The sequence below is a fragment of the Acidovorax radicis N35 genome (genome assembly GCF_000204195.1).
In the GTDB taxonomy this organism is placed as follows: domain Bacteria; phylum Pseudomonadota; class Gammaproteobacteria; order Burkholderiales; family Burkholderiaceae_C; genus Acidovorax; species Acidovorax radicis.
The window spans coordinates 158,173-166,884 of the sequence record NZ_AFBG01000008.1; the positions used below are offsets into that span (position 1 = coordinate 158,173).

The following is an 8,712-nucleotide window of genomic DNA, read 5'->3' on the forward strand; positions in this document are numbered from 1 at the left end:
CGGCCAGGTTCACGTCCCAGAATGTGCCGCCCGGCCCTGCGCCAGAGGGAGAAGAAAACGGGCCTCAAACACCTCTGCGGCTACCGGCTTGCTGAGCAGGTAGCCCTGGATCTCGTCGCAACCCAGCAGTCCAAGCCGGCGTCGCTGGTCGTCCGTCTCGACCCCTTCGGCAACCACCTTGAGTCCCAGCGACTGGCCCATGCTGATGATGGCCGAGACCAAGGCCTGGCCCTGCTGGCCCGTGTCCATCCCCAGGATGAAAGAGCGGTCGATCTTGAGGGTGTCAGCCGGTAGCGTGGCCAGGTAGCTTAGTGATGAGAACCCGGTGCCAAAGTCATCGATGGCGATCGTGATGCCCATCTCACGCAGGGCGTGCAGGCTGCGGCGGCAATGCTCCACGTCCTCCATCACCATGCTTTCGGTGATCTCCAGCTCCAGCCCCGCCCCTGCGGCCGGGTCAAAGGCCAGCGCCTCGCGCACCTCGACTACAAAGCTGCGGTGGCGCAGCTGCAGGAACGACACATTGACCGCCACACGCAGCGGTGTATGGCCGGACTGCCGCCAGCGCTGGTTGTCTGCCAGCGCCTGCTGAAGCGCCCAGCGGCCTACGTCGTAGATGAGGCCCGTTTCCTCCAGGATGGGAATGAAAAACCCGGGTGGCACCAGGCCACGCTCGGGGTCGTTCCAGCGGATAAGGGCCTCGGCACCTGTCACCACGCCACTGGCCAGACACTGCTTGGGCTGGTAGTGCAGAACAAACTGCTCCCGCTCCAGGGCCTCGCGCAGGCGGCCTTCCATGCCCAGAGCCTCGGCCACCCGGGTGTTCATCTCGGAGGTGTAGAACAGCAGGCTGTCTGCCGAAGCCTTGGCCTTGTTGACAGCCGCCTCCGAGTTGCGCAGCAGCGTTTCGGCATCCGTGCCATCCATGGGGTACAAGGCAACACCCGCCTTGGCGGCCATGCGCAGCTCGGTGGCGCCCAGGGCAAAGGGCGTGTCAAAACAGGCGCGCAAGAGATGATCCACCGCCAGTGCCACCGACCCTGCATCGCGCGCATCGGTCACCGCGATGCCGTAGCTGTTGATGCCAATGCGCGCCACGTCATACACATCCCCTGCGGCGTGCTGCAGCCGCTGCGCCACTTGCCGAAGCAGTTCGTCACCCATCTGACGCCCCAGCGTGTCATTGACGAAGCGGAAACGGCTGATGTCCATCAGCGCGATACCCAGCAAAGGCCGGGGGCCTTCGCGCGGGCGCAAGTGCTGGCCGGTGCGTTCCAGAAAAAGGGTGCGGTTGGGCAGCCCGGTGATCTCATCGTAGTAGGCCAGGTAGCTCAGCCGGTCTTCCTTGTCGAGGTGATCCAGTGCAAAACCAATGTCCCCGGCCAGCTCGGTCAGCAGCTTCATCTCGGTCTCGTCGAAGAAGCCCACCTCTTCGGAAAACAGCGCCAGCACCCCCACCACCTCGCGCGCAACCAACAAAGGCAGCATGGCCAGCGATGCCACCCCGCTCTGCGCCAGCAGGTCTGGAAAGAGAATTCTCGGGTCGCCCGCCACGTCGTCGCAAACGGCGGGAAGCCCCGTGCGCACCACCTGCGCGCTCAGGCTCTCGCCCGGGGTGGGCTGCGCGTGAAGCCGCAGGCGGTCCCGGATGTGCGACAGGAAATCCTCTCCAGCCCCGGACAGCGCCACGGGAACCAGTTGTTGGCTGGGCAGGTCCACCCTGCCCAGCCACGCGATCTTGAACTGCCCCTCCTCCACAGCAATGCGGCACGCCTCGTGAAAGAGCTCGTCGCGCTTGCGCACCCGCACGATCAATGTGTTGATGCCGCTGAGCATGGCGTACACGCGGTTGAGCCGCTTGATCTTGTGCTCGGCGTCCTTGCGCTCGGTGATGTCTTCACCCAGGGCGGCCACCCCCGTCACCTGTCCACCCGCCGACCGCAGCACGGTGTTGTTCCAGTGCACCAGCCTGCGGTCGCCAGAACGGGTGAGGATTTCGTTGTCGTAGTGCCAGGCCGAGGGTCGATCCGCCAGCACATCGGCGAACACATCACGCACATCCGCCAGCTCCGGTGGCAGAAACAGCGAGAACCAGCTTTGCCCGAAGACCTCCTCGCGCCGCCACCCGGTCAGGCGCAACAGGTAGTCGTTGCAGTAGGTGATGCGACCTTCGCAATCGAGCATCAACGAGATCATCTCGACCTTGTCGAGCATGTCGTTGAAGCGCCGATCACTTTCGTGCAACTCTTCTTCGGCGCGTTTTTCCTTGGTGACGTCCTGGATGGTGTTGAACCAGCGGCTTTGTTCACCACGGCCTGCCTCGTCTTCGAGGGGCTCCATCACCTGCCGCAAGTGCAGCAGTTCGCCATCTGCGCGCAGCACTCGGTAGGTGAAATCCAGGCGAGCCCCCTGGTGCGCGGCCTGCAGCGCATGTTGGCGGAACATTTCGCGGTCTTGCGGGTGCACCAGCGCCAGCCAATCACGCGCGGACTTTGGCATGGCCTCTTCGGCCAGCCCCAGCATGTCTGGCAGCGTGTCCAGCCAGCTTTCAAAAGCGCCATCGGGTCCGCTGATCACATGGGTGATCTTGGCAAGTGCCTGCGCCCTTCGCAGGCTGGCCTTGTTGGCGCGCAGCGCGTCCATGGCACGCTGGCGCTCGAACACTTCCACCTGCAGTTGTTCGGCGTGTTTCTGGATCTCGATGTACAGGCTGCCGTTTTCGTAGATGCGGCCGACCTGTGCCCCCAGGATGGCCAGGACTTTTTCGTCATCGGCACTGAACGCGTCCTCGCCCTGCTTGTTGGCCAGGCAGATCCAGCCATAGGAAAACGAGAGCGAGGTGATGGGCGCAATCAACCCCGTATGCAGTGGCGGGTAGCCCGCAGGCAGGCCGATCTCGCTCGGGTCTCCGCTTTCATTGGCCAGGCGCTGCGAGCGGCGTGCGGCGCGCAACTGCCCCAGAAGGCCATGCGAAACCACCGGCAGGTTCAGCGGCCCAGTCAGCGCGGGCTCGATGCCACTGGTGCAGGTAATGGAGGTATCGCCCTGCTTGCGCACCACACCCAGCACCGCATACTGCGCCCCCACCAGCTCGCGTGCGCCACGGCACACATTGGCCAGCAACACCTGCGGGTCCCGCTCGGAGGCCAGCTGCAGGTTCAGATCGGTCAACGCCGCCAAGCGCCGGTTCATGGCTTCCAGCTCCGCGATGTTGCCCGTGAGCTTGTCTGTCATGAGTTGCAGGTGCAGCGTCTGAAAACTGTGCTCCAGCGGATGGAAGGGCTGCGGCGGCACCTGCGACAAGGCCTGTTCAATGGCCGAGATGATGTCCTGCGGCTCGCAGGGCTTGACCAGCACCTGCGTCACCCCGCAGGCCAGTGCCAGGTTGCGGGCCTCCTGCTCTCGGTAGTGCGCGCTGTAGAAGATCACCTGCGTTGCGGCCAATTGTTGGTCGGCCCGCAGCTGGCGCACAAATTCGTAGCCGTCCATCGTCGGCATCAGGATGTCGGAGATCACCAGATCGGGATGCTCGGCACGCACGAGGGCCAGCGCCTCGGCACCGTCTGAAGCCTCCAGGGCCTGGTGGCCGCTGTGCCCGATGAGCGTGACCACCAGCGCACGGTTGGCCGGAAGGTCATCGACAACAAGGATCTTGGCCATGCTACCCCGGGGACCCACCTGAGGCCGTGCCCGGCGGCGCACAGGACGACGAGCCCAGAAACGCCTCGACCTGGCTCACGAAGGTTTCCGGCGTGATGGGCTTGGACAGGTGCTCGTCAAAACCGACTTCAAGCGCCTTCTCGCGGTCGCCCGGCATGGAAAAAGCGGTCACCGCCACCAACGGCACCACACGCCATGTGGGGTGCGAGCGCAGGCTTTGTGCCACCTCATACCCATTCATCACAGGCATTTGCAGATCGCACAGGATCAGGTCGGGCCCTTCGGCCAGCGCCAGCCCCAGGCCTAGCGCACCGTTTTCGGCCAGCAGCACGCGGTGTCCTGCGTTTTCGAGCAGGTAGGTGACGAGCAGCCGACTCGCGTCATCGTCTTCGATGACCAGGATCGTGGTTTTCATGCACTAGCCTCCTGAAATTTCACCGTGAAGGTGCTGCCCTGCCCCTCGGTGCTTTCCAAGCCCACGCTTCCCCCCAGGGCCTCGGCAAGCTTGCGGCTCAGGTGCAGCCCGAGGCCGGTGCCTTCGTGGTGGCGCCGGTCGGCGCTTTCGCCCCTGGAGAAGACCTCGAAGAGCCGCGATTGCTCCTGCAAGGGAATGCCGGGCCCGGTATCGCGCACCGACACCTGCACGGTGCGCCCTTGGGACGCGAGGGTTTCCTCCAGCACCACGTCGACACGCCCCTGCGGAGTGAACTTGATGGCATTGCCCACCAGATTGATCAGTATCTGGCTGAAAGCCCGGCGGTCGGTGTGCAACTGCACCGCCTGGGCGGGGGCCTGTACGTTGAACACCAGCCCCTTGCGCACGGCCTCCGGCTCCAGCGTGGCGGCGACCTCTGCCACGATGCCACGGCAATCGAGCGCCTCGACGTGGAGCGACACCTTGTTGGCGCTGAGCTTGGCCACATCGAGCAAGTCGTTGATGAGCGAGAGCAGGTGCCGCGCCCCCGTCTGCACGATGCGCAACTGCTTGTCCTGCTCAGGGTTGAGCGGCCCCGGCAACTGCATCAGCAAGGTGCCCGTGAAACCGATGATGGCGTTGAGCGGGGTTCGCAGTTCGTGGGACATGCTGGCCAGAAAGCGGTCTTTGACCAAGGCCGCATTTTCAAGCTCCAGGTTCTTTTCGCGCAAGGCCCGTTCGATCCGTTTGCGCTCGGTCACATCACGGATCGCGCTGGAGACAAACAGGCCTTCTTCCGTCTCCAGCGGGCTCAGGCTGATCTCGACCGGAAACTCGGAACCATCCTTGCGCAGGCCATACAGATCAAGGCCCGCGCCCATCGAGCGGGAGCGTGGTTCCGCAAAAAAACGGTGGCGATGTTCGGGGTGCCGGCCACTGAAGCGCTCGGGCACCAGCAGCTCAATCTTCTGGCCCAGGAGTTCGTCGCGGCTCCAGCCAAACAGTTTCACGGCCTGCGAATTGACCAGCACAATGCGGCCCTCCCGGTCGACGATGACCATCGCGTCCGGCGCGGCTTCCAGCAGGTCCTTGAACTTCTGGTCGGCCCGCTTGCGGTCGGTGATGTCGCGGATGGCACTCATCACCATCGCGCCTTCTTCGGTGTGGATCGGGCTCAGGCTGATCTCCACCGGAAATTCCCCACCGTCCTTGCGCAGGCCAAACAACTCTAGCCCCGCCCCCATGGTGCGGGTGCGCGGTGCTCCAAAGAAACCGCTGCGGTGCCCCAGGTGTGCACCCCGGTAGCGGTGAGGCAACAGCACCTCCACCGCCTGCCCCAGCAATTCGGCCCTTTCGTAGCCAAACACGCGCTCGGCCTGGGAGTTCACCAGGACGATGCGGCCCGTCACGTTGACCATCACGATCGCGTCGGGGGTGGATTCGAGCAGGTCACGAAACCGCGCCTCGAGCAGCTTGGCCTCGCGCTGGACCTTGAGTTGGGTGACATCCTTCTTGCTCGACAGAAAGTACAGCAGTTGGCCAGCCTCGTCGTACACAGCCTTGGTGGACACGTTGACGTGCACCAGCGAACCATCCTTGCGACGGCGCACCGACTCGTGCACGGTGGTCAAGCCACGCAGGGCCTCCGCGCGGATGTCCGCTTCCTCATGGGACCGGTCCTCGGGAACAATGAGATCAATGAGAGGTCTGCCCTGCGCTTCTGCAGCCGCATAGCCAAAGATCGCTTCGGCAGCGGGGTTCCAGTTGAGCACCGTGCCCTCGGGCGACAGCACCAGCAACGCATCGGGGTTTTGCTCCCAATATGCGGCAGAAAAATCAGACGCCATGCAGCCCTCCCTGTAGGGACCACCCCCACCTGCATCCCCTTTGTAGTGTGTGCGTGCGGATGCAAGCCCCTGCCATCACCAGCCCTGGTCCATGGCTGGCCTCATATTAGGCGGGAAGTCTCCAGATTGCCAACATTCAAATGCCAAGGAGACCCCCTGGCGGCAACGCCAGGGTCGGCACGGCTGCGGGGCCTGCTGCGCATCGGCATGGCCATAAAAAAAGCCCCTGTTCCGCCATGGGAACAGGGGCTTTGTGGGATGCGCAAGCGTTGGTGCAGGCTTACATGTGATCGATCATTACTTGGCCAAAACCCGAGCAGCTCACCTGGGTGGCGCCGTCCATGAGGCGGGCGAAGTCGTAGGTCACCTTCTTGGAGGCAATCGACTTCTCCAGCGAACTGATGATCAAGTTGGCCGCTTCAATCCAGCCCATGTGGCGCAGCATCATTTCGGCAGAGAGAATCTCGGAGCCGGGGTTCACGTAGTCCTTGCCTGCGTACTTCGGGGCCGTGCCATGCGTGGCTTCAAAACAGGCCACGGAGTCAGACATGTTGGCGCCAGGCGCAATGCCGATACCGCCCACTTGCGCTGCGAGCGCATCGGAGATGTAGTCACCATTGAGGTTGAGCGTGGCCACCACCGAGTATTCGGCGGGACGCAGCAGGATCTGCTGCAGGAAGGCATCGGCGATGCTGTCCTTGATGGTGATTTCCTTGCCGGTCTTGGGATTCTTCAGGCGGCACCATGGGCCGCCGTCAATCAGCTCGGCGCCAAATTCCTTCTGCGCCAGGGCGTAGGCCCAATCGCGGAAGCCACCTTCGGTGTACTTCATGATGTTGCCCTTGTGCACGATGGTCATGCTGGGCTTGTCGTTGTCGATCGCGTACTGGATGGCCTTGCGCACCAGGCGCTCCGTGCCCTCGATGGAAACAGGCTTGACGCCGATGCCCGAGGTGTTGGGAAAACGGATTTTTTTGACTCCCATTTCGTCCTGCAGGAACTTGATGAGCTTCCTGGCCTTGTCGGATTCGGCTTCGAACTCGATGCCGGCGTAGATGTCTTCCGAGTTCTCGCGGAAGATCACCATGTTGGTCTTCTCGGGCTCCTTGAGCGGCGATGGCACGCCCTTGAAATACTGCACGGGGCGCAGGCAGACATACAGATCCAGCTCCTGGCGCAAGGCGACATTCAGCGAGCGGATGCCGCCGCCCACGGGCGTGGTCAGTGGGCCCTTGATCGACACCACATACTCGCGCAGCACCTGCAGGGTTTCTTCCGGCAGCCAGACATCGGGGCCATAGACCTTGGTCGATTTCTCGCCCGCATAGACCTCCATCCAACGGATCTTTTTCTTGCCGCCATAGGCCTTGGCCACGGCGGCATCCACCACCTTGATCATCACAGGCGTGATGTCCAGGCCGGTGCCGTCGCCTTCGATGAAGGGGATGATGGGCTCGTCCGGCACATTCAGGGACATGTCGGCATTGACGGTGATTTTCTGGCCTTCAGCAGGCACCAAAATGTGCTGGTAGGTGGTCATGGGTGAGATGTCTCCTGTGTGCGCCAAAACGGATTCGGCAGATACGGCAAAGCAGTGTGGTTTCGAACCATTCTAATGACAAAAATTTTCGCCCAAGCCCCTGTCAACGCACCGCGCGCTGCTATCGTTGCGAGTGGAGCCGTACGGTTTTCGTGCGGCCCTCAACCCTTCGTTCACACTGGAAACGGCATATATGAAAAAACTCCTCGCTGTCCTCGTGGCCGGTCTGTTCACCGCTGGTGCTTTTGCACAGGCGCCTGCAGCCGCTCCTGCCCCCGCCACTGCACCCGCAGCCGCCCCCATGGCTGCCCAGGCTCCTGCACCGGTAGCCAAGACCAAGGCAACCAAGACCGCCAAGAAGAAGACCACCAAAAAGGTCGCCAAGAAAAAGACGGCCCACAAAGCCGCCTGAACCCGGGAACAGAGACCTGGTTGAGGCCTCCAACCTCCTCCCAGGTCCCCGTTGATTCAAAATCGCCCGCAGCTGCGGGCTTTTTTATGGGGAGGGCCGCGCTGCGAACTTTCCGCCCGCCATGCAATCAGCCTATCGTGTTCGTATCCGTGTTGATCAGAAAGCCTCTCCCATGACCGCCTTTCGCGCCGCCCCGCCCCCCACCACCGGGACCACACGCCTCGAGCGTCTGGACTGCCTTGCCCGCCGCGCCACCAGCGCCCTGGGTTTGGCCATGCTGGCCGGACTCACGCTGCCCGCAGTGGCCACGGCCCAGGAAGGGCCACAACTGAACCTGCAGCGGATCGAACTCACCGCAGGCATGCACCGCATCGACGCCCAGGTGGCCCAGGCACCCCAGGAGCGCCAGACTGGCCTGATGTTTCGCAAGGAGATGCCCCAGCACGAGGGCATGCTGTTCGTGTTCGAGCAAGCTTCGCAGCAGTGCTTCTGGATGAAAAACACGCTGCTCCCGCTCACGGCCGCTTTCGTGGCGGATGACGGCACCATCGTGAACCTGGAGGACATGAAGCCCCAGACACTGGACTCGCACTGTTCCACCAAGCCCGTGCGCTACGTGCTGGAGATGAACCAGGGCTGGTTTGCCAAGAAGGGCATCAAGGCCGGCACCAAGCTCGCAGGCGCGCCGTTCAGCCGCAAATAACAGGGCCACGCCGGGCCTTGTTTGCTATATTTTTAATAGCATTTACCGCTTGATACTCAAGCGCTAGCAGCCCATGGGGCTTGAAAATCGATTGAAAAATCGAACCTCCCAACAAAAACGACGCGTCGTTGTTGT

General features: G+C 62.8%; 6 protein-coding genes. 2 read left to right on the forward strand and 4 right to left on the reverse strand.

Translation table 11 applies throughout. The features are described 5' to 3' along the window. Nucleotides 1-9 precede the first annotated feature (9 nt). From ARADN35_RS0103655 to icd, 4 genes are all read right to left on the reverse strand, one after another. Entirely contained in the window at nt 10-3,660 is a 3,651-nt protein-coding gene (locus ARADN35_RS0103655) for an EAL domain-containing protein (RefSeq protein WP_010459071.1), read from the reverse strand. 1 nt (nt 3,661) lies between these two features. Then, nucleotides 3,662-4,075 carry a response regulator gene (locus ARADN35_RS0103660; protein ID WP_010459073.1) on the reverse strand — a complete coding sequence of 138 codons (414 nt, stop codon included), beginning with the start codon at nt 4,073-4,075 and terminating at the stop codon, nt 3,662-3,664. After that, on the reverse strand, nt 4,072-5,922 hold the full coding sequence (locus ARADN35_RS0103665) for a PAS domain S-box protein (RefSeq protein ID WP_010459076.1): 1,851 nt from the start codon (nt 5,920-5,922) through the stop codon (nt 4,072-4,074). Before ARADN35_RS0103665 ends, ARADN35_RS0103660 begins: the two co-directional genes overlap by 4 nt. A gap of 280 nt (nt 5,923-6,202) precedes the next feature. Continuing rightward, nucleotides 6,203-7,462: an NADP-dependent isocitrate dehydrogenase gene (gene icd / locus ARADN35_RS0103670; protein WP_010459078.1), complete on the reverse strand. Its 1,260-nt coding sequence runs from the start codon at nt 7,460-7,462 to the stop codon at nt 6,203-6,205. Between the two features lie 193 nt (nt 7,463-7,655). Between icd and ARADN35_RS0103675 the strand changes: the two genes are divergently transcribed. Next, nucleotides 7,656-7,874: a hypothetical protein gene (locus ARADN35_RS0103675; RefSeq protein WP_010459080.1), complete on the forward strand. Its 219-nt coding sequence runs from the start codon at nt 7,656-7,658 to the stop codon at nt 7,872-7,874. A gap of 172 nt (nt 7,875-8,046) precedes the next feature. After that, nucleotides 8,047-8,577, forward strand: a complete 531-nt coding sequence (locus ARADN35_RS0103680; RefSeq protein WP_010459082.1) for a DUF192 domain-containing protein — start codon at nt 8,047-8,049, stop codon at nt 8,575-8,577. The last annotated feature ends 135 nt before the right edge of the window (nt 8,578-8,712 follow it).

Bases quoted from the DNA above. Each gene is read 5' to 3' on its own strand.
- ARADN35_RS0103655 (WP_010459071.1), bottom strand. From the start codon at position 3,660: ATGGCCAAGATCCTTGTTGTCGATGACCTTCCGGCCAACCGTGCGCTG.
- ARADN35_RS0103675 (WP_010459080.1), top strand. From the start codon at position 7,656: ATGAAAAAACTCCTCGCTGTCCTCGTGGCCGGTCTGTTCACCGCTGGT.
- ARADN35_RS0103660 (WP_010459073.1), bottom strand. From the start codon at position 4,075: ATGAAAACCACGATCCTGGTCATCGAAGACGATGACGCGAGTCGGCTG.
- icd (WP_010459078.1), bottom strand. From the start codon at position 7,462: ATGACCACCTACCAGCACATTTTGGTGCCTGCTGAAGGCCAGAAAATC.
- ARADN35_RS0103680 (WP_010459082.1), top strand. From the start codon at position 8,047: ATGACCGCCTTTCGCGCCGCCCCGCCCCCCACCACCGGGACCACACGC.
- ARADN35_RS0103665 (WP_010459076.1), bottom strand. From the start codon at position 5,922: ATGGCGTCTGATTTTTCTGCCGCATATTGGGAGCAAAACCCCGATGCG.